Genomic DNA, 22,975 nt, shown 5'->3' with positions numbered 1-22,975 from the left:
CATCGTGGGCTTTTATATGGCTATAAAAGTCGCTTTTTAATTGAGATGACGAAAGTGTTTAAGATTGTTTCTTAGTGCTGTAAGTCTGGCTGCCTACTCCTGAGTTCAACTAATAAGTGTTTTGTGAGAGGGGGTTTGTATGAACAATTGTAAATAGTGTGAGGTTCTCTAGGTAAAATTAGTTAACGATTGCTGAATATCAACCTGGCTGCGAATGTTATTTCATCATAATGAATTTTAATGAATAGCTATTTTTTCGGCTTTAATAGCGTGGCTTGTTAAATTCCGGTGTATTTTTTTTCATTATTTTCAAGGCGTTGATAGCCATGTTTTTGACTGTCTGCGAGAAAGTGGAAAGAGTGGTTATGAACGATCTGTATAGTGAATATTTTGTTAAAAATAATGATTATTAAATTAGGTAAATAGATCTCTAAGTCTGGGTTGTTTTTACATCTATGTGAATGTTAACAATCTTAAACCCATATTGAGATTGTGATTATCTAAGTAAGAGAATGTATCCACTAAAAGGAACCTTGAACAAAATCGCTAACGTCTGCGCTTTAGGGCAGCGGCTGGCGGTTATTCGAATTGGTCGTTTGTCTGTAGCTGCGTTGCGAATGCTCCGGTTGTTTAGTGGCATTCAGCGGTTGCTGAGTCGGAAAAGTGTTGCGCTGGGTTAGGTGTTGCTTCTGAGCATCAACATTGTACCGAGATGGCCAAGGTCAAGGTAAAGGTAACTGAGCGAGGCAACAGCACCTCCTCACCGAATAATTAGTGGAGTTCTAAATAATGAATAACGTGTTTCGACTAATTTGGAACCGGGCCCTTGGTCGGCTGGTAGTCGTCTCGGAAGCAGCGCGTAGTCGTGATAAAGCCGCCACGCGAAAAGGAGTGGTTGGCCAACTGCCCGCGCCAGAAATCGCCTTCTCAGGCGTGCCCGCTCTGCTGCGTCCTGCTGTTGTTGCCGTCGCGCTGGCCGTTGGCTCGCTGGTGCTGGTTATGCCAAGCGGACAGGCCCATGAAGGTTTTGGCGGGGACGATTGTAATGGCGACATTACACGGCTTGCGCTCGGGTATAGCTCAAAAGCTTGTGCAGATCATGCGACGGCTATTGGGGTAGCTACCAATGCATCAGCGTTATCGGCTACCGCGATTGGAGTAAAGGCGGCAGCGAGCGGAGAGTCGAGCCTTGCGATTGGGATTTTATCGACGGCAAAAGGGGGCTTTTCCGCGGCCGTTGGAAGCGGGGCTGTTTCGGATGGCGATTTTTCCTCGGCGTTCGGCAACGATGCGCAATCGGCCGGCTACGCTTCTGTAGCCTTTGGTACGTCGACACGAAGCACTGGCCATAATTCCACTGCGATTGGCCGGCGTGCCAAGGGGCTAGGGCGTGACTCTACGGCCATTGGGGTGGGTGCCCAGGCAGAAGCTGGTGCGTTGAGGGGCCTGTCTATTGGGAACGCACTTGATACCGGAACGATTGGTGGTACGGTCTCGAATGGTACGGTTGATGCTTCGGGAACACGCGTAACGGCAACCGATGGCATCGCGATCGGTTCTGGTACGCGCAGTGACGCTGAGAGAAGCACGGCGATCGGCTATGCCGCTCAAACATCAGGGAAAGACAGTATCGCCTTTGGTACTGAGGCAGAAGCCAAGGGTGATTATGGTATTGCGCAAGGCGCGCAGGCAACCGCTTCCGGACAGTCCGCAGTGGCCGTTGGCGATACGGCCACTGCAGGTACAACGCGGGACATTGCCATTGGTAACTCGGCCGAGACGGGGGTCATTGCTGGCGCGACAGGGAACCAAGCTGACAACGTGGCCATCGGTACGGGAGCGCAGGCGTTTGGTGGCACCTCCATTGCCATTGGTGAAGATGCAACGGCGACAGGTACCAGTACAGTAGCTGTAAACTCGGTCATCGCTATTGGTCGTCAGGCAAAGGCTAACGAGACAGCTGCCCTTGCCTTAGGCTCCCATGCAAGCACGGGGATGGGGTCAAGCTATGCCGCAGCTATCGGCCCCAATGCGAAGGTCGGCGACAATGCAAACAGCTCAATCGCCATCGGCAGCAGCTCGAAAGTGGCGAATAAGGCCACTTTTTCCACGGCAATTGGTAGTAGTGCCACGGTTAATGCGTGGGGCTCAGTGGCCGTCGGGCAGGGCGCGACAGTGGAAAGTGGTGCCACCTCTGCCACGGCAGTCGGTCGCAACGCCAAGGTGCTTGAAGGTGCCGTGTCGGGCATGGCCATCGGCCATGATGCGCAAGTCCTGGCCAAAGGTGATGTCGCCATGGGACGCGGTGCTAGCGTGGATGGAACATCCGATGGAGGTCCTTCTATTGGCTTAGGCGCGGATGTCGCGATTAATGGCTCAGCCAACGCCACAGCGATCGGCTCGAATGCAACAATAGGGACAGTGGCAAGTGTCGAGGACTCCGATGGTGCCACGGCGATCGGCTCTGCGGCTGTCGTGGGCGATAAATCGCGCAATGCTACGGCCATTGGCAGGAATTCCAGCATAGGTGACAGTGCGTGGGATAGCGTCGCGTTGGGGTCTGCGGCCACTGTTGGAGAGGGCGCTCCAGGAGCAGTGTCCATCGGCAGATCAGCGAAGAATGAGGCTGGGGCTTATGACTCGATTGCCTTGGGTACTTCCGCCACTAACTTATCAACTATCGAATCAAAGGCAAACAGTTCAATTGCCATTGGCTCTAGGGCTAAAACCAGTGCGAGTAATGCGGTGGCAATGGGCTCTGACGCGGAAGCAGCCAAAAACGCTATCGCCCTGGGGCATGACGCTAAAGCCACGGGCAGCCAATCGATCAGTATTGGTACTAAAAACGTGGTAGATGGCGATAATTCAGGCGCGATTGGTGATCCGAGTTATGTGAGTGGGAGTGGCACCTATACCCTAGGTAACAACAACGGCACTGCAGCTGCGCCAATTTCTGCTGATAATGCTGGCATCTTCGGCAATAACAACCTGATGAGTGCTTCCGCCACAGGCAGCCGCATCATCGGCAACGGCAATGATGTCGATGTCGCCAATGCCTTCGTGATCGGTAACGGCGCGGATGTCACCGTTGCCGAGGGCGTGGCGCTGGGTAATGGTTCCATCGCCGATACCGGTGCGGGTGTGGCAGGTTACAACCCGACTACCAGCGCCGCCGATGGTATGGATGCGGCGATTGCTGCCACCGAGAGCACTACCGGGGCGGTGGCCGTGGGTGACGGAACCAATGTGTTCCGTCAAATCACCGGCGTGGCCGCGGGCACGGCGGATAGCGATGCGGTCAACGTTAGCCAGTTGAAAGCAGTGAATGATGTTGCCAGCGCTGGCTGGAACGTCCAGACCAACGGTGATACAGCGACGAATGTGGCACCTAACGCTACCGTCCAGTTCATCGATGGCAAGAACATCGATATCACGCGCTTTGGCACTGACATCACGGTTGCCACTGCAGACAATGTTGACTTCACCAACGTCAATGTCTCCAATAATTTGGACGTTGATGGTGACACCTACCTGGGTGACAACTTCTCGGTCGTCAACAACGAAGCGTTCTACGACGGTGCCATCACTGAAAACACCCACATCGTCAACAAAGAGTATGTGGATGGTGGCATTGGTGACCTTGCGGACACCCCGATCACCTTCGGCGGCGACACTGGTACCACAGAGCGTAAGCTAGGTGACCAGTTGGATATCGTCACCAGCAACGCCAACCTCAGCACGGAAGTGACCGACGACGAGACCCTTGTTATTGCCATGAGCGATGACCTGAACGTCAACAGCGTCACCACCAACACGCTAGATGTTGCCAACAACGCCACCATCGGCGGCACGCTGAACGTGACTGGCCAAACCACCTTGACTGGCGGCTTGGACATGGCAGGCAACAAGATCACCAACGTTGGGCCAGGTACGGATGGCACCGACGCAGTGAACGTTGACCAGTTGACCGACGTTAGTGATGTGGCCAACAAAGGCTGGAACGTCCAGACCAACGGTGACACAGCTACCAATGTGGCACCGGGCGATACCGTGCAGTTCGAAAATGGCCAGAACATCGCCATTACTCGCAACGGCACTGATATCACCGTGGCGACGACGGATATCGTTGACTTCACCGAAGTGAATGTCTCTGGCGATACCAATATTGGTGGCAACACTACCATCGCGGGCGACACGATTGTTCAAGGCGACACCTACCTGGGTGACAACTTCAAGGTCGTTAATAACGAAGCGTTCTACGACGGAGCCATCACTGAGAACACCCACATCGTCAACAAAGAGTATGTGGATGGTGGCATTGGTGACCTTGCGGACACCCCGATCACCTTCGGCGGCGATACTGGTACGACCGATCGTAAGCTAGGTGACCAGTTGGATATCGTCACCAGCAACGCCAACCTCAGCACGGAAGTGACCGACGACGAGACCCTTGTTATTGCCATGAGCGATGACCTGAACGTCAACAGCGTCACCACCAACACGCTAGATGTTGCCAACAACGCCACCATCGGCGGCACGCTGAACGTGACTGGCCAAACCACCTTGACTGGCGGCTTGGACATGGCAGGCAACAAGATCACCAACGTTGGGCCAGGTACGGATGGCACCGACGCAGTGAACGTTGACCAGTTGACCGACGTTAGTGATGTGGCCAACAAAGGCTGGGATCTCACCGCTAACGGCGAAGCCGTCGGCGAGAACATTGCCCCAGGCGAAACGGCGGACTTCAGTCAGGGCAAGAACATTGCCATTACCCGCACGGGTAACAGCATTGAAGTAGCCACGGCAGACGATGTTGACTTTACCAATGTGAATGTGACCAACCAGCTGGATGTGGCGGGCGATACCAATATTGGTGGCAACACTACCATCGCGGGCGACACGATTGTTCAAGGCGACACCTACCTGGGTGACAGTTTCAAGGTCGTTAATAACGAAGCGTTCTACGACGGAGCCATCACTGAGAACACCCACATCGTCAACAAAGAGTATGTGGATGGTGGCATTGGTGACCTTGCGGACACCCCGATCACCTTCGGTGGCGACACCGGCACGACGGATCGTAAGCTGGGTGACGCGCTAAACATTGTCACCAGCAACGCCAACCTCAGCACGGAAGTGACCGACGACGAGACCCTTGTTATTGCCATGAGCGATGACCTGGACGTCAACAGCGTCACCACCAACACGCTAGATGTTGCCAACAACGCCACCATCGGCGGCACGCTGAACGTGACTGGCCAAACCACCTTGACTGGCGGCTTGGACATGGCAGGCAACAAGATCACCAACGTTGGGCCAGGTACGGATGGCACCGACGCAGTGAACGTTGACCAGTTGACCGACGTTAGTGATGTGGCCAACAAAGGCTGGAACGTCCAGACCAACGGTGACACGACCACCAATGTGGCACCGGGTGACACCGTGCAGTTCGAAAATGGCCAGAACATCGCCATTACTCGCAACGGCACTGATATCACCGTGGCGACGACGGATATCGTTGACTTCACCGAAGTGAATGTCACTGAAAACCTCACGGTGGCAGGTGAAACCCAACTGGGCGACAACTTCGTCGTCAACAACGACGGTAACGTCACCTACACCGGTGAGATCACCGAAGGCGACCACATCACCAACAAGACCTACGTCGACGGTCTGGGCGACGACCTCGTTGCCGAAGGCCTCAACTTCGCGGGTAACGACGGTGAAGTGATCCACAAAGACCTGGGTGAGCAGCTCAACATCGTCGGCGGCATGACCGACCTGACGGCAGACGCCGCTTCAGCTGAAAACCTACGTACGGTTCAGAACGCCGACGGCGATCTTGAAGTCCAGCTGTCCAAGAACCTGACGAACTTGGAAAGCGTCGAGTCGACCACGGTGAACGTCACCGAAGAGCTGACGGTTGCGGATAACACCACCATCAACGAAGGCGGTATCACCACCAACAACGTCGATATCACTGAAAACCTCACGGTGGCCGGTGAGACCCAACTAGGCGACCACTTCGTCGTCAACAACGAAGGTAATGTCACCTACACCGGCGACATCACCGAAGGCGACCACATCACCAACAAGACCTACGTCGATGGTCTGGGCGACGACTTGATCGCCGAAGGCCTCAACTTCGCGGGTAACGACGGTGAGGTGATCCACAAAGACCTGGGTGAGCAGCTCGACATCGTTGGCGGCATGACCGACCTGGATGAAGACGCCGCCTCGGCCGAGAACCTGCGTACGGTTCAGAACGCCGACGGCGCGCTTGAAATCCAGCTGTCTAAGAACCTGACGAACCTGGAAAGCGTCGAGTCGACCACGGTGAACGTCACCGAAGAGCTGACGGTTGCGGATAACACCACCATCAACGAAGGCGGTATCACCACCAACAACGTCGATATCACTGAAAACCTCACGGTGGCAGGTGAGACCCAACTGGGCGACAACTTCGTCGTCAACAACGACGGTAACGTCACCTACACCGGCGAGATCACCGAAGGCGACCACATCACCAACAAGACCTACGTCGACGGTCTGGGCGACGACCTCGTTGCCGAAGGCCTGAACTTCGCGGGTAACGACGGTGAAGTGATCCACAAAGACCTGGGTGAGCAGCTCAACATCGTCGGCGGCATGACCGACCTGACGGCAGACGCCGCTTCAGCTGAAAACCTACGTACGGTTCAGAACGCCGACGGCGATCTTGAAGTCCAGCTGTCCAAGAACCTGACGAACCTGGAAAGCGTCGAGTCGACCACGGTGAACGTCACCGAAGAGCTGACGGTTGCGGATAACACCACCATCAACGAAGGCGGTATCACCACCAACAACGTCGATATCACTGAAAACCTCACGGTGGCAGGTGAGACCCAACTGGGCGACAACTTCGTCGTCAACAACGACGGTAACGTCACCTACACCGGCGACATCACCGAAGGCGACCACATCACCAACAAGACCTACGTCGATGGTCTGGGCGACGACTTGATCGCCGAAGGCCTCAACTTCGCGGGTAACGACGGTGAGGTGATCCACAAAGACCTGGGTGAGCAGCTCGACATCGTTGGCGGCATGACCGACCTGGATGAAGACGCCGCCTCGGCCGAGAACCTGCGTACGGTTCAGAACGCCGACGGCGCGCTTGAAATCCAGCTATCTAAGAACCTGACGAACCTGGAAAGCGTCGAATCGACCACGGTGAACGTTACCGAAGAACTGACGGTGGCCAACAACACCACCATCAATGAAGGCGGACTCACCACCAACAACGTCGATATCACTGAAAACCTCACGGTGGCAGGTGAGACCAAGTTGGGTGACAACTTCGTCGTCAACAACGAAGGTAACGTCACCTACACCGGCGACATCACCGAAGGCGACCACATCACCAACAAGACCTACGTTGATGGTCTGGGTGAAGACCTGGTTGCCGAAGGCCTCAACTTCGCGGGTAACGACGGTGAAGTGATCCACAAAGACCTGGGTGAGCAGCTCGACATCGTTGGCGGCATGACCGACCTGACGGCAGACGCCGCCTCAGCTGAAAACCTACGTACGGTTCAGAACGCCGACGGCGCGCTTGAAATCCAGCTGTCCAAGAACCTGACGAACCTGGAAAGCGTCGAATCGACCACGGTGAACGTTACCGAAGAACTGACGGTGGCCAACAACACCACCATCAATGAAGGCGGACTCACCACCAACAACGTCGATATCACTGAAAACCTCACGGTGGCAGGTGAGACCCAACTGGGCGACCACTTCGTCGTCAACAACGACGGTAACGTCACCTACACCGGTGAGATCACCGAAGGCGACCACATCACCAACAAGACCTACGTCGACGGTCTGGGCGACGACCTCGTTGCCGAAGGCCTCAACTTCGCGGGTAACGACGGTGAAGTGATCCACAAAGACCTGGGTGAGCAGCTCAACATCGTCGGCGGCATGACCGACCTGACGGCAGACGCCGCTTCAGCTGAAAACCTGCGTACGGTTCAGAACGCCGACGGCGCGCTTGAAATCCAGCTGTCTAAGAACCTGACGAACCTGGAAAGCGTCGAGTCGACCACGGTGAACGTCACCGAAGAGCTGACGGTTGCGGATAACACCACCATCAACGAAGGCGGTATCACCACCAACAACGTCGATATCACTGAAAACCTCACGGTGGCCGGTGAGACCCAACTAGGCGACCACTTCGTCGTCAACAACGAAGGTAATGTCACCTACACCGGCGACATCACCGAAGGCGACCACATCACCAACAAGACCTACGTCGATGGTCTGGGCGACGACTTGATCGCCGAAGGCCTCAACTTCGCGGGTAACGACGGTGAAGTGATCCACAAAGACCTGGGTGAGCAACTCGACATCGTTGGCGGCATGACCGACCTGGATGAAGACGCCGCCTCGGCCGAAAACCTGCGCACCGTTCGCAACGAGAATGGCGAGCTTGAAATCCAGCTGTCTAAGAACCTGACGAACCTGGAAAGCGTCGAATCGACCACGGTGAACGTTACCGAAGAACTGACGGTGGCCAACAACACCACCATCAATGAAGGCGGACTCACCACCAACAACGTCGATATCACTGAAAACCTCACGGTGGCAGGTGAGACTAAGCTGGGTGATAACTTCGTCGTCAACAACGAAGGTAATGTCACCTACACCGGCGACATCACCGAAGGCGACCACATCACCAACAAGACCTACGTGGATGGTCTGGGCGACGACTTGATCGCCGAAGGCCTCAACTTCGCGGGTAACGACGGTGAAGTGATCCACAAAGACCTGGGTGAGCAGCTCGACATCGTTGGCGGCATGACCGACCTGGATGAAGACGCCGCCTCGGCCGAGAACCTGCGTACGGTTCAGAACGCCGACGGCGATCTTGAAGTCCAGCTGTCCAAGAACCTGACGAACCTGGAAAGCGTCGAGTCGACCACGGTGAACGTCACCGAAGAGCTGACGGTTGCGGATAACACCACCATCAACGAAGGCGGTATCACCACCAACAACGTCGATATCACTGAAAACCTCACGGTGGCAGGTGAGACTAAGCTGGGCGACAACTTCGTCGTTAACAACGAAGGTAATGTCACCTACACCGGCGAGATCACCGAAGGTGACCACATCACCAACAAGACCTACGTCGACGGTCTGGGCGACGACCTCGTTGCCGAAGGCCTCAACTTCGCGGGTAACGACGGTGAAGTGATCCACAAAGACCTGGGTGAGCAGCTCAACATCGTCGGCGGCATGACCGACCTGACGGCAGACGCCGCCTCGGCCGAGAACCTACGTACGGTTCAGAACGCCGACGGCGATCTTGAAGTCCAGCTGTCCAAGAACCTGACGAACCTGGAAAGCGTCGAGTCGACCACGGTGAACGTCACCGAAGAGCTGACGGTTGCGGATAACACCACCATCAACGAAGGCGGTATCACCACCAACAACGTCGATATCACTGAAAACCTCACGGTGGCAGGTGAGACTAAGCTGGGCGACAACTTCGTCGTTAACAACGAAGGTAATGTCACCTACACCGGCGAGATCACCGAAGGTGACCACATCACCAACAAGACCTACGTCGACGGTCTGGGTGACGACCTCGTTGCCGAAGGCCTCAACTTCGCGGGTAACGACGGTGAAGTGATCCACAAAGACCTGGGTGAGCAGCTCAACATCGTCGGCGGCATGACCGACCTGACGGCAGACGCCGCCTCGGCCGAGAACCTACGTACGGTTCAGAACGCCGACGGCGATCTTGAAGTCCAGCTGTCCAAGAACCTGACGAACCTGGAAAGCGTCGAGTCGACCACGGTGAACGTCACCGAAGAGCTGACGGTTGCGGATAACACCACCATCAACGAAGGCGGTATCACCACCAACAACATGACGGTTAACGAGAACCTGACGGTTGAAGGTGATACGCATCTGAATGAGAACCTGTATGTCGATGGCAGCACTACCATCAACGAAAACCTGACGGTAGAAGGCGATACCCACCTGGGTGATCACTTCTCCATCGTTAACAATGAAGCGTACTACGATGGCCCGATCACCGAAGGCGATCACATCACCAACAAAACGTACGTTGACAACAGCGTAACTGAGTTGGGCGATACGCCACTGACATTTGGTGCCAACGAAGGTGAAGATACCGAGCGCCGTCTGGGCGACCGTCTCGATATCGTGGGCGAAGCCGATGATGAAGGTCACAGCAACATCATCACCAAGGTGACCGATGAAGAAACGCTGGAACTGGCGCTGAATGCCGACTTGAACGTCGACAACAGCATCACCGTAGGCGACACCTTCATTGACGGTGACAGCATTACCACCAACAACATGACGGTTAATGAGAACCTGACGGTTGAAGGTGATACGCATCTGAATGAGAACCTGTATGTCGATGGCAGCACCACCATCAACGAAAACCTGACGGTAGAAGGCGATACCCACCTGGGTGATCACTTCTCCATCGTTAACAATGAAGCGCACTACGATGGCTCGATCACCGAAGGCGACCACATCACCAACAAAACGTACGTTGATAACAGCGTAACTGAGTTGGGCGATACGCCGCTGACGTTTGGTGCCAACGAAGGTGAAGACACCGAGCGCCGTCTGGGCGACCGTCTTGATATCGTGGGCGAAGCCGATGATGAAGGTCACAGCAACATCATCACCAAGGTGACCGATGAAGAAACGCTGGAACTAGCGCTGAATGCCGACTTGAACGTCGACAACAGCATCACAGTGGGCGAGACCTTCATTGACGGTGACAGCATCACCACCAATAACATGACGGTGAACGAGAACCTGACCGTGGCAGGTGAAACCCGCCTGGGCGACAACTTCTTCGTTAACAACGAAGGTAACGTCACCTACACCGGCGACATCACCGAAGGCGACCACATCACCAACAAGAGCTACGTTGACAACAGCGTGACCGAGTTGGGTGATACGCCGCTAACGTTTGCGGGTGATAGTGGCGAGTCGTTTGAGCGTCGCTTGGGTGAAACGGCCAACGTGAAAGGCGGTGCTGAAGGTGGCTTGACCGAAGGCAACATAGGAGTTGTAGCCGATGGTGAAGACACGCTGAACATTCAGCTAGCTGAAAACATTGACCTGGGTGAAGACGGCAGCCTGACGATCAACGAAACGCTGATCGACGGCGACCAAGTCATCACCAACAACATGACGGTGAACGAGAACCTGACGGTTGAAGGCGACACGTTCCTGAACGAGAACCTGACCGTTGCTGGTAACACCACCATCAACGAAAACCTGACGGTTGAAGGTGACACCTACCTGGGTGATAGCTTCTCCGTGGTCAACAACGAAGCGCATTACGACGGTCCGATCACCGACGAGACGCACATCACCAACAAGCAGTACGTGGATAACTCGGTTAGCGAAGTTGCCGATACGCCACTGACGTTTGGTGCCAACGAAGGTGAAGACACCGAGCGCCGTCTGGGCGACCGCCTCGATATCGTGGGCGAAGCCGATGATGAAGGTCACAGCAACATCATCACCAAGGTGACCGATGAAGAAACGCTGGAACTAGCGCTGAATGCCGACTTGAACGTCGACAACAGCATTACGGTTGGCGAGACCTTCATTGACGGTGACAGCATCACCACCAACAACATGACGGTTAATGAGAACCTGACGGTTGAAGGTGACACGTTCCTGAACGAGAACCTGTATGTCGATGGCAGCACCACCATCAACGAAAACCTGACGGTAGAAGGCGATACCCACCTAGGTGATCACTTCTCCATCGTTAACAATGAAGCGTACTACGATGGCCCGATCACCGAAGGCGACCACATCACCAACAAGAGCTACGTTGACAACAGCGTGACCGAGTTGGGTGATACGCCACTGACGTTTGGTGCCAACGAAGGTGAAGACACCGAGCGCCGCCTGGGTGATCGTCTAGACATCGTGGGCGAAGCCGATGATGAAGGTCACAGCAACATCATCACCAAGGTGACCGATGACGAGACGCTGGAACTGGCGCTGAATGCCGACTTGAACGTCGACAACAGCATCACAGTGGGCGAGACCTTCATTGATGGTGACAGCGTCACCACCAACAACATGACGGTGAACGAGAACCTGACCGTGGCAGGTGAAACCCGCCTGGGCGACAACTTCTTCGTTAACAACGAAGGTAACGTCACCTACACCGGCGACATCACCGAAGGCGACCACATCACCAACAAGAACTACGTTGACAACAGCGTGACCGAGTTGGGTGATACGCCGCTAACGTTTGCGGGTGATAGTGGCGAGTCGTTTGAGCGTCGCTTGGGTGAAACGGCCAACGTGAAAGGCGGTGCTGAAGGTGGCTTGACCGAAGGCAACATTGGAGTTGTAGCCGATGGTGAAGACACGCTGAACATTCAACTGGCTGAAAACATTGACCTGGGTGAAGACGGCAGCCTGACGATCAACGAAACGCTGATCGACGGCGACCAAGTCATCACCAACAACATGACGGTGAACGAGAACCTGACGGTTGAAGGCGACACGTTCCTGAACGAGAACCTGACCGTTGCTGGTAACACCACCATCAACGAAAACCTGACGGTTGAAGGTGACACCTACCTGGGTGATAGCTTCTCCGTGGTCAACAACGAAGCGCATTACGACGGTCCGATCACCGACGAGACGCACATCACCAACAAGCAGTACGTGGATAACTCGGTTAGCGAAGTTGCCGATACGCCACTGACGTTTGGTGCCAACGAAGGTGAAGACACCGAGCGCCGTCTGGGCGACCGTCTCGATATCGTGGGCGAAGCCGATGATGAAGGTCACAGCAACATCATCACCAAGTTGAGCGATGACGAGACGCTGAAACTGGCGCTGAATGCCGACTTGAACGTCGACAACAGCATTACGGTTGGCGAGACCTTCATTGACGGTGACAGCATCACCACCAACAACATGACGGTTAACGAGAACCTGACCGTGGTAGGTGAAACCCGCCTGGGCGACAACTTCTTCGTTAACAACGAAGGTAACGTTACCTACACCGGCGAGATCACCGAAGGCGATCACATCACCAACAAGAGCTACGTTGATAACTCGGTTGGCGAAGTTGCCGATACGCCGCTGACGTTTGGTGCTAACGAAGGTGAGGACACTGAGCGCCGTCTGGGTGATCGTCTAGATATCGTGGGCGAGGCTGATGAAGAAGGTAACAGCAACATCATCACCAAGCTAAGCGATGACGAGACGCTGGAACTGGCGCTGAATGATGATCTTAAAATCGTCAGTTCCATTACCGTAGGTGAGGATGGCCCGACTATTAGCGGTGACGGCATCGACATGGGTGATAACAAAATCACCAATGTGGCTGATGGTGACGTATCCGCAGATAGTAAAGATGCGATCAACGGCTCTCAGCTGTATCAGCTGGAAAGCATCGTGACGAACGTGACTGGCGATATCAGTAATGAATACGTTACTGAAAATGGCTTAGGCATTCGCTACGTGCGCACCAATGATAGTGGCTTAGCAGTGAGCGATGCCTTTGCCCAAGGAGAAGGTTCCACCGCCGTGGGTTATGAGGCCATTGCCTCAGCAGATCGCGCTCTGGCGTTAGGTTACGACGCGATTGCTTCGCACCAAGGCAGCGTTGCGCTAGGGGAAGGTGCTCGTACTGCAGAAGCGGTTAGCACCGCATCGGTTGAAATTGCAGGCCAAACGTACCAGTTTGCGGGTGTCTCCCCAGTAGCCACCGTTAGCGTTGGTAGCGTCGGCGCTGAGCGAACGGTGACCAACGTCGCAGCAGGCCGAATTTCGGCTGAGAGCACCGATGCGATTAACGGCAGCCAGTTGTATGCCACCAACCAAGCGGTCGGTGAGCTAGACAACCGCGTCACCACTGTTGAAGGCGATATCAGTAATATCACCAACGACCTGGCGGACTTGGATGACCGCGCAGTGAAATATGACCGCAACGACGACGGCAGTGTTGATTACAACACCATTACCTTGGAAGGCGATGGCGGCACGAAGATCACTAACGTTGCTCCCGGTGATATTGCACAAAACAGCTCGGATGCGGTGAACGGTAGTCAGCTTTGGGATGTGCAGAACCAAATCACCAACATTGAACAAGGGGGCTCCAAATACTTCCGCGCCAACAGCGACGGCCCCGCCGCAGACCCACAAGGTGCTGACAGCATCGCCATGGGCTCAGACAGTGTTGCGGCAGGCGATCGTAGTGTGGCTTCGGGAGCCGGTGCACAAGCCAAAGCGGAAGGCAGCGTTGCCCTCGGTGCGGACTCTGTTGCCGACCGTGAAGGCATGAACGGTGAGCGTGAGCGTTTCTCCAATGAGTCGGTGGCATCGACGCAAGGAGCCGTGTCGGTGGGTAGCGAAGGTAACGAACGCCAGATCACCAATGTGGCGGGCGGTACACGAGATACCGATGCCGTTAACGTCCGCCAGTTGGATGCTGTTCAGCGCGGCGCGGTGAACTACGACCGTGATGAAGATGGCAATGTTGACTACAGCACCATCACACTGAAAGGCGCAGAAGGCACCACCATCACCAACGTAGCGCCGGGGGTTAATGAGACCGATGCGGTTAACGTAGGGCAGATGAACGAGCTGGGACGTCGTTTTGAAAACGAGATCGTCAACGTGCATGGCCGTATCGACAGCGTCGAACGCAACGCTAATGCGGGTTCTGCCAGTGCGATTGCTGCTTCCACGGTGCCGCAAGCGTGGATGCCCGGTAAGAGCATGATTGGTGTAGGGGCAGGCACCTACGGTGGCGAATCGGCGGTCTCGGTAGGTGTCTCTCGCCTTTCTGACAATGGCCGCTGGGTGATTCAAGGCAAGGTAACGGGTGACTCGCAAAGCAACTTCGGCGCAGGTATTGGCGCTGGCTGGCACTGGTAAAGGAGAACGACGTGAACAATCTTAGTAACAGAATGATGACCAAGGCGGCCCTCGGGGCCGCCAGTATCGCCGCCGTTCTCGTGTTAGCAGGCTGTGCTAGCCCGCCTAACAACGACCGTACGGAGTTGCGTGAAGCGGGTGATGGCTTTCCAGCACTAGCGGGTAACTGGTATGACGGCGGCAAGTTTGTCGATCCTGAAAACATTTTACGCATTCAGGAAAGCCAGACGAAGGATCAAGTACGCCAGCTAATCGGCAACCCCCATTACTCGGAAGGGTTCTTTGGTGTGCGGGAGTGGAACTACGTGTTCAACTTGTACACGGGTAACGGCAATGAGTACATCACCTGCCAATACCAAGTGCACTATGATGATGAGATGGCATTAGAGAGCACGCGTTGGCGGGATGCACAGTGTCCGGCGTTACTGGTGCCAATCGAAGTAGAAGAAATTGCCGCTGAACCGCGTGAAGAGAAACTAACACTATCAGGCGATGTGTTATTTGATTTTGATAGCGACACGTTAACATTAGAGGGGCGTCGTGCTGTTGATCTAGTGACTCAAACAATCACAAGTGACTTTGTAAACCCGAGCGTAATGATCATCGGTTATACAGATCGATTTGGTAATGAGGCTTATAATTTAGCATTATCCAACTCTCGTGCTGAGACTGTGGGAACCCGTATGGCTAATCAGGGAGTTCGTCGCTCAAGCATTATGACGGTTGGGCGTGGTATGGCGGATCCTGTTGTTGAGTGCCCAGGAAGAAGTGCAACGCCAGGTGTGACTGAGTGTTTGAGGCCGAATAGACGTGTAGAAATCACGGTTACAGAGACGGCTCGTTAGTTGCTTATGTAGCTAACTAGTACTAAAGATAACTACTAACGGTAGGGATATAGTGTTATCCCTGCCTTTTAACAACTGAAAATTAGGAACTGAAATAATGAAGTATGTTGGCTATCTCACGACGTTCGTAGCAGCAGTTGCGGCGGCAGTTGTTCTATCTGTATTCAGTATGGGGGTAATGGCGGAGCAGCAAGAGGAACCCGCTAAGAAGTCTGTGGATCAAGGCTCGGTATGTGTCGCAGTAAGTGACGAGCAAGCGCTAGGGTGCCCCGAAGGTGGTATATTTTTAGCACGTTTGGTCGTCAATGAAAGTGACTTGCAAAACCCACTATTACTTGAAAACCGTGTGCTTAATACCATGGCTCTTTTCTGCGATACAAACTTTGAAATTCAACATACACGCACTGGTGTACTTTGTGTGCTGACCCATGAGCGTGTCGGTACGCCAGCTGAAGCTGTTAACGCTATTGAAGCAGTTGAAGAAGAAGCGGTCGAAGAAGACTCCTAATTGAGCACTTAGATAATTGCTCTTATTATTTTATGATAATTTACATTAACTGAGAGGTAGTTCCTTATGAGCAAACCGCGCACGTCAAGTTCAGTAAAAAGCAGAGCAGTTAGTAAAAGTGAAGCCAACCAAAGCGATAAAAACGTAACTGCTAATGAGAGTGAATCAGCGGTTGCCGTTGGTGAACAAGCAGCACAGCCAACTGTCACGATAGATGGTAAAGAGTACACGCTTGAAAGCCTGGGACAGCAGGGGCGCGAACAAATTCAGAACCTGCGAGTAACTGATCAAGAACTACAGCGTTTACAAGATCAACTGGCTATTACGCAAACGGCCCGCAATACTTATGCCCGTATTTTGGCAGAAGTGACGCAGTCGATAACGCCAGTGAAGTAATCTCGTAAGTGGTGAGATTGCTCAATTTTATTGAATGCCCGGTAGACGAGAGTCTATCGGGCTTTTGTGAAGGAAGGCCTGAATATGAGGATACTACCCTGGTTGAGCCTTGTTTTTGTCGGGGTTAGCACGCTAGCCAGTGCGGATTATGAGGCAGGGCTTGACGAATACCAGCGTGGTCATTATGCCTCCGCTATTCATGAGTGGCGTACGGCAGCAGAACGAGGCAACTCGGACTCTCAGTTTGCACTGGGAATGATGTTCGAACGCGGCCAAGGAGTAAGTGCCAGCTTAGATGAAGCCTACAAATGGTACCGACTTGCGGCGGATAATGGGCTCACAGATGCTCAGGTTAGGCTGGCTGAGCTTTATCTTCTTGAACGTCTTGATGGCGACCCAGGATCAGCCGCGCAATGGTTTGAGCGGGCTGCCGAGGCGGGCAATGCTGCAGCGCAATTTCAACTAGGTTTATTGTATTTGGAAGGTGAGGGCGTTGATGAAAATGCTGAGCTTGCAGCGAGATGGTTTGAGTTGGCTGCTGAGCAGGGACATGTGGCAGCTCAGAACAATATCGGAAGCCTTTACGAAACAGGTCGTGGAGTAGAGCAAAGCTATACCCGCGCGTTTGAGTGGTATGAACGTGCTGCGAAGCAAAATGATCCGTTCGCACAAAATAATTTAGGTGCGATGCACGCTAGGGGGCATGGGGTTGAACGTAACCATGCTTGGGCTGTTTTTTGGTTTGTTATGGCTGCTCAAGGGGGCAATGGTTTGGCGCAAGAAAATATTAATGCCAGCCTGCCTAATCTTGAAGAAAAGCAAATTGCCGGAAGCCGCGTTAATATCCGCGCGGGAGCAAGTACTGATTTTGAACGTATTGCGTCATTGACAAAAGGCACCACTGTTTACGTGCTAGGGAGCATGGATGGATGGAGTCAAGTCTACTTCGAACAGGGCAATGCACCCGCTTTAGGTTGGATATCCAATACACTAATTGAGTGATCTTTTTAATCCTGAATTCAGGATAGAAATTAATGCTGTTTGAAAGAAATACATTACCAAGCGTACCTATGCGCATTGAAGATGGTGGCGTTATGAATATAAGAAGCAGCGGGAGTCGTCTGAAAGCTCAGTCACTATTACAACATCTTTTAGGCGTTGTATTCGGAGGTGTGTTTTTACTGAATTGGGGGCTTGCCTATGCATCTGATACACACCATCAAGTGATGCCAGGCGATACACTTTGGGATATCTCCGAATATTATTATGGTACTCCTGACGAGTGGCCTACTTTGCAGCAAGTGAATGCGATAGCTGATCCCTTCAAACTTCAGCCTGATACCATGGTGGACCTCAGTGCTCTCGACCCTTTTCCCTTGTCAGTTCTATACCGTTCGGGAGATGCATGGATAGTCGAAGAGAACGGTGAAAATCTTTTAGAGAGTGGAGACCTTATTAAGGTCGACTCCGTTATTCAAACTGGCCCAGGTTCTTCCTTGACCGTTCAGATGCGTGACGGGGCTAGGGCGGTGGTACCTTCTAATTCACGCATTGTGTTAAAGCGTGAAGGGGAGAGAGGCATCACGTTTCAATTAGAGCATGGAGAGATAGAGTCTTATGTGCCTACAAATCGCATGCGCAGACGAGCATACAATATAGAAACAACTGCGGGCGTCCTAGGTGTGCGCGGTACTCACTTTCGGGCAAGCTATACAGACGAAGCACTGCTAACGTCGGTTTATGAGGGAAATGTTGCTGCTCAACATCGGGTGGATACTGCCGAAGCCTCAATAAATGAGGGAGAGGGTGCACGTGTTGATGAAGCAGGTGGTATCCAAGTAGTACAGCTATTACCTCCACCAGAGGGAGTGGCTATCAATTCGCTTTCAAATGAAGCCATACAAGTAGATATTTTATCGCCTATGCAGGGGCAGGCTTTCAGAGCGCAAATAGCAAGTGATCCAAACTTTTTAACGATAATACGTGATCAGCGATCTCAGAGCAGCCAGATACAGTTCGACCCACTTCCTCCAGGGTTCTACCATTTACGCATATCCGCTATAGATGAGCTAGGTATTGAAGGTGAGAGCACTATTTTCGTTATTCATCACCATGGTGATCGAGTATCCGTTAAACAGGAGGAAGATGCGTGGATATTCGAGTGGTTCCATAAAGCACAAACAAACTATCGCTTGCAACTAGCTGCTGATCACGAATTTACGCGAGTTTTATTGGATTATGAACCTCAAAATAATGGTCCTTTAAGAGTAAGCCGTTTGCCAGGTAACGAGATATTCTGGCGTGTTGTCAGCTTAGGTGAACGTACAGATATGGCTGTTGTTCTCGATGCTGGAACACTAAGGAGCCTCTGATTAACGTTATGAGCGCAGGCCAGACAAGGAAAAAATCAACGAAAAAGCGCAGTTTACGGGGTGTAAATGAGCATTTTGATCGGACTCGCGCACGAGATGATTTTTAACGCAGTATGGACAAGCGCAATAGTTAATCAGAGGTTTCCTAAATGACTCAGGGAAGTAACCTTTCTAGAGCATTGCACCGGCGGTTTGTGATGACATGGTGTGCAATGGGTAGCTTGTTACTGCCCATTGCTTTCTTTCTTTATAGTTTGTCTCCCTTACTGTCTGATAATTTTTTTTACGATGCTTGGCTTTCCAGGCAATCAGAGCCTCCCTCTGACGATATTTTAGTTGTAGCGATCGATGAACCCAGTTTACAAGCATTGGGGCGTTGGCCTTGGTCTAGAGATGTTCACACACAGCTGATTGATCAGTTGAACGCTGCGGGCGTGCAATCGATTGTTTTGGACATCCTTTTAGTTGAGCCAAGTCGGCTACCTGAAGAGGATCGGCAGCTTGCCAATGCGATGGATCGCCATGGCCGCACTTATCTACCTATGGCACTACTTTCTGAATCGCTGCTGGACGGTAGGACACGAGATGTCTTAATCCCCCCCTCTCCATTATTATCTGCCGCCAAAGGCGTTGGGCATATCAATGTGATGCTTGATGCTGATGGAGTAGCTCGGTCAGTGGAGCTGTTGATTGAGCGCGGTGATGATGTCTGGCCACAGCTAATGACCCTTCTTGTGGATCCAGAAAAAAAGGGAGGGAGTGATATATCATCAAACTGGCCAACTGAGGCGATAAGAATACCATTTCGTGGTCCATCTGGCTCATATCCGACCGTTTCTTACCATGATGTATTAATGGGGTATGTACCCGCTTCTTTGCTCCGAGGTCGCACTGTCTTAGTGGGCATGACTGCTCTTGGTTTGGGCGATCGTTACAATGTGTCGTTATTGTCTTCAGGTTTAATGCCAGGTGTTGAGGTGCATGCTCACTTACTCGATGCCCTACGAAATGAAACTTATATACGCGAAGTGGATAGTTGGCTAGGGGCATTTTTAGCAAGCTTACCTATTGTTATTTTAATTCTACTGGCATGGTGGCTAAGGTTTCGCTATTTGCTATTAGTGGTGCTGTCGCTCGGTACTGGTGTGTTATTCGCTTCTTTAGTAGCGCTGAATTTTAGGTGGTGGTGGCCTCCTTTTGCGAGCTTAATAGCGTTGGGGATCGCCATCATTGCAATTGTTTGGCAAAGCCAGGCAGCCTTACTGTCTTGGTTTAAGCGCGAGCTGGAATTGTTATATCAAGAACCATCTATCTTGCCCTTTAGGCAGCCTGATGATATTCGAGGTGAGGGTGGGAAGCTTTATCAGCAGTCTCAAGCACTTGAATTTGCGCTAGATAGAATTGTAGAAGGGCGGCGATTCATATTAGATGCAATGCACTCATTACCGCTCCCCATCTTCATACTAAATAAGAAGGGAGAGGTTCTACAGGCAAATAAAAAAGCATTGGCGATTTGTTGGGAGGAAGGAGAGCATGCCATCGATCACATTGATGCTTTGCCATCCTTCCTAACCTTTGAAGAGAAACACGGTTTTTCGACTATATGGCCACCCCAGCCAGCTGACACGAGTAACGTCAACGGCATTCAAATAGGTGGATTATGTACTGACAGGGATGGGCGAACGTACCGACTGGAGATGGGAGAGTTATCTACAACGACGAATAGTGCGGCTGGGGGCTGGTTAGTATGGCTGGTTGACCTGACAAGTGAAGTAGAAGCTGAAGCACAGAGGTCTAGTATGCTTAGTTTCTTATCACATGATATGAAAGCTCCTCAGGCAAGAGCGCTAGCATTTCTAGAAGCCCAAAAAAATCCAGCCTCGGCCGCATCGCAAGCTAATTTCTATAGCTATTTGGAACAATGCCTCACGATGGGACTTGGGATGATTAACGACTTTATTAATTTAACGCGAGCCAAGTCATTTGATTTGAAAAAAGAGTTTGTGCTTTTTGAAGATGTTGTTATGGAAGTGCTAGATCAAGTTTACCCACTTGCGAAAGTAAAAGATATTAAAATGGTGAGAAAGCTCAAAGATGAAGACGGCGCCCCGATGATGGGCGACAAAAACTATCTTGCAAGAGCCGTCTTTAACTTAATTGAAAATGCCGTTAAGTATACGCCTTCTGGAGGCGAAGTTAATGTTTTTGTGTATCGACAGGATAGGTGGATTGTGCTGCAGGTTTCTGACAATGGCGTTGGTATTGAGTCTGATGAGATTAACGATATTTTTGACGACTTTACTCGCAGTGATAAAGATGGAATGGCGGATGGGCATGGTCTAGGGCTAGCATTAGTGAAAACGGTAGCAGCTAAGCATGGCGGCGAAATTTATTGTGAAAGTGAGTTTGGTAAAGGCAGTCAATTTACAATGAAGCTACCTTTTTGTGAGTTGTGAGTTGTGAGTTGTGAGTTGTGAGTTGTGAGTTGTGAGTTGACAATTGTTAGTTGTTTTTTTGAATGTTGATTATATAAACGACATTGCCTAGCTCAGGCATCTGTTGTACTTGAAAACGAATATTGACATCTCTTAACTGCATGCCATATTCCCGTTCTAGTTGATCCTGATGGTAAGCGGGTCGTGGGTCTTGGCCTAATACTTGGGTAATGAGCCGCCTTAAGTCACTAGCATCTGCGCGTTCAGCGAGCGCTGTTTCGGCCGCTGAGGAGAATTCTACGGGGTAAAAAGGTGGCGGTGCAGAGGCATAGCCTGAGCGTGCATTCGGAACGGCTTCAGTCCAAGGCAGGTAAGGTTTGATATCCGCTACGGGCGTGCCTGTCATTAAATCTGCTCCTTTGAGCAGTAGGCGTACACCATGGTGCGTATCAATTCCCACTAGCTCAACAAGTGATAGCCCTAAACGATTAGGCCGGTGTGTGCTGCGACTCGCGAATACCCCTATTTTTTTATTGCCACCCAGTCGGGGAGGGCGTACAAGGGGAACCCACTCTTCGGGGCTGCGGTGAAATATAAAGCTGATCCATAAGTGGCTAAATGCTTCAAGTCCACGAACGCTTAACGGTGTGTTGAAGGGGGGCGTTAATACCAGTGTCGCTTTCGCTGCCGTCGCTAGTCCTGGTTGGCGAGGAATGCCAAACTTATCAGGGTAGTCGCTTTCAATATAACCTATAGGGTTGATGGTAAATGGCTCAGTTATGGATATATCGTGCATGACACACCTTACGTGTAGATAAAAACGAAGTATAAAACAGCCAAGCATCGAGTTGGGATGCAATGAAACGTTAAGGTGCGATAATTAAATAGTGGAGTTGTATACATGCTAAGTACCAACGTGACAAGCACCAACGTGACAAGTGCTAACGTGAGCCAAACACCTTCTACGCCTACTCCAAGAATTATCTATCGTGAAGGGTTTACCCGTGACGCAGCTGACCAAGCAGAGGTGTTTTATCACGCCGTGATGCAGAGTGCCGCTTCCCACTATGGTGTAGACGAACGCCGAGCTTGGGCGAATGCTCTGCCACGCGAGGCAAGCGCCTGGGCGGCCAGACAAACGCTTTATACTACGCTGGTCGCCAGCTGTGATGGGCGATGCGTAGGTTTTTTAGAGCTGGATATTGCGGCCAAACGCATAGAGACACTTTATGTGTGGCCTTCACTGACTGGACGTGGGATCGGTACCACACTGTTGATACACGCTGAACGTATGTTGCTTGAGCAGGGCGTATCGAGTGTAGAAATTGAAGCAAGCTCAGTGCTTTATGAACGCTTGATTCGCCGAGGTTTTAGCAACCTCGGCGAGCAGTGGGTAGAGCGCAGTGGCGAGCTTTTGAAACGCTATCGCTTAGTCAAAAAGCTTAACGCTGTCGAAACCTGAGT

At 52.3% G+C, this 22,975-nt stretch carries 9 protein-coding genes; 8 read left to right on the top strand and 1 reads right to left on the bottom strand.

Features of this window, described 5'->3' with window-relative positions:
- Window positions 1-789: 789 nt before the first annotated feature.
- From NDQ72_16375 to NDQ72_16345, 7 genes are all read left to right on the top strand, one after another.
- Window positions 790-14,955 carry a YadA-like family protein gene (locus NDQ72_16375; GenBank protein ID WKD27605.1) on the top strand — a complete coding sequence of 4,722 codons (14,166 nt, stop codon included), beginning with the start codon at window positions 790-792 and terminating at the stop codon, window positions 14,953-14,955.
- 11 nt (window positions 14,956-14,966) lie between these two features.
- On the top strand, window positions 14,967-15,800 hold the full coding sequence (locus tag NDQ72_16370; protein WKD27604.1) for an OmpA family protein: 834 nt from the start codon (window positions 14,967-14,969) through the stop codon (window positions 15,798-15,800).
- 97 nt (window positions 15,801-15,897) lie between these two features.
- A complete protein-coding gene (locus NDQ72_16365; protein ID WKD27603.1) occupies window positions 15,898-16,308 on the top strand; it encodes a hypothetical protein in 411 nt (136 codons plus the stop codon).
- A gap of 66 nt (window positions 16,309-16,374) precedes the next feature.
- Window positions 16,375-16,704, top strand: coding sequence for a DUF6447 family protein (locus NDQ72_16360; GenBank protein WKD27602.1), 330 nt, complete (start codon window positions 16,375-16,377; stop codon window positions 16,702-16,704).
- A gap of 84 nt (window positions 16,705-16,788) precedes the next feature.
- The gene (locus NDQ72_16355) at window positions 16,789-17,706 is read left to right on the top strand and encodes an SH3 domain-containing protein (GenBank protein ID WKD27601.1); all 918 of its coding nucleotides are present in this window, start codon (window positions 16,789-16,791) and stop codon (window positions 17,704-17,706) included.
- Between the two features lie 32 nt (window positions 17,707-17,738).
- A complete protein-coding gene (locus tag NDQ72_16350) occupies window positions 17,739-19,076 on the top strand; it encodes a FecR domain-containing protein (GenBank protein ID WKD27600.1) in 1,338 nt (445 codons plus the stop codon).
- A 149-nt stretch (window positions 19,077-19,225) separates the two neighbouring features.
- Window positions 19,226-21,532 carry a CHASE2 and HATPase_c domain-containing protein gene (locus NDQ72_16345; GenBank protein WKD27599.1) on the top strand — a complete coding sequence of 769 codons (2,307 nt, stop codon included), beginning with the start codon at window positions 19,226-19,228 and terminating at the stop codon, window positions 21,530-21,532.
- 46 nt (window positions 21,533-21,578) lie between these two features.
- Here NDQ72_16345 and tsaA read toward each other — a convergent pair whose 3' ends face one another.
- A complete protein-coding gene (gene tsaA, locus NDQ72_16340; GenBank protein WKD27598.1) occupies window positions 21,579-22,307 on the bottom strand; it encodes a tRNA (N6-threonylcarbamoyladenosine(37)-N6)-methyltransferase TrmO in 729 nt (242 codons plus the stop codon).
- A 105-nt stretch (window positions 22,308-22,412) separates the two neighbouring features.
- Between tsaA and NDQ72_16335 the strand changes: the two genes are divergently transcribed.
- Window positions 22,413-22,973, top strand: a complete 561-nt coding sequence (locus NDQ72_16335) for a GNAT family N-acetyltransferase (protein ID WKD27597.1) — start codon at window positions 22,413-22,415, stop codon at window positions 22,971-22,973.
- Window positions 22,974-22,975: the final 2 nt, after the last annotated feature.

The organism is Halomonas sp. KG2 (genome assembly GCA_030440445.1).
GTDB lineage: Bacteria > Pseudomonadota > Gammaproteobacteria > Pseudomonadales > Halomonadaceae > Vreelandella.
This window is presented reverse-complemented; position numbering and strand designations above follow the sequence as displayed.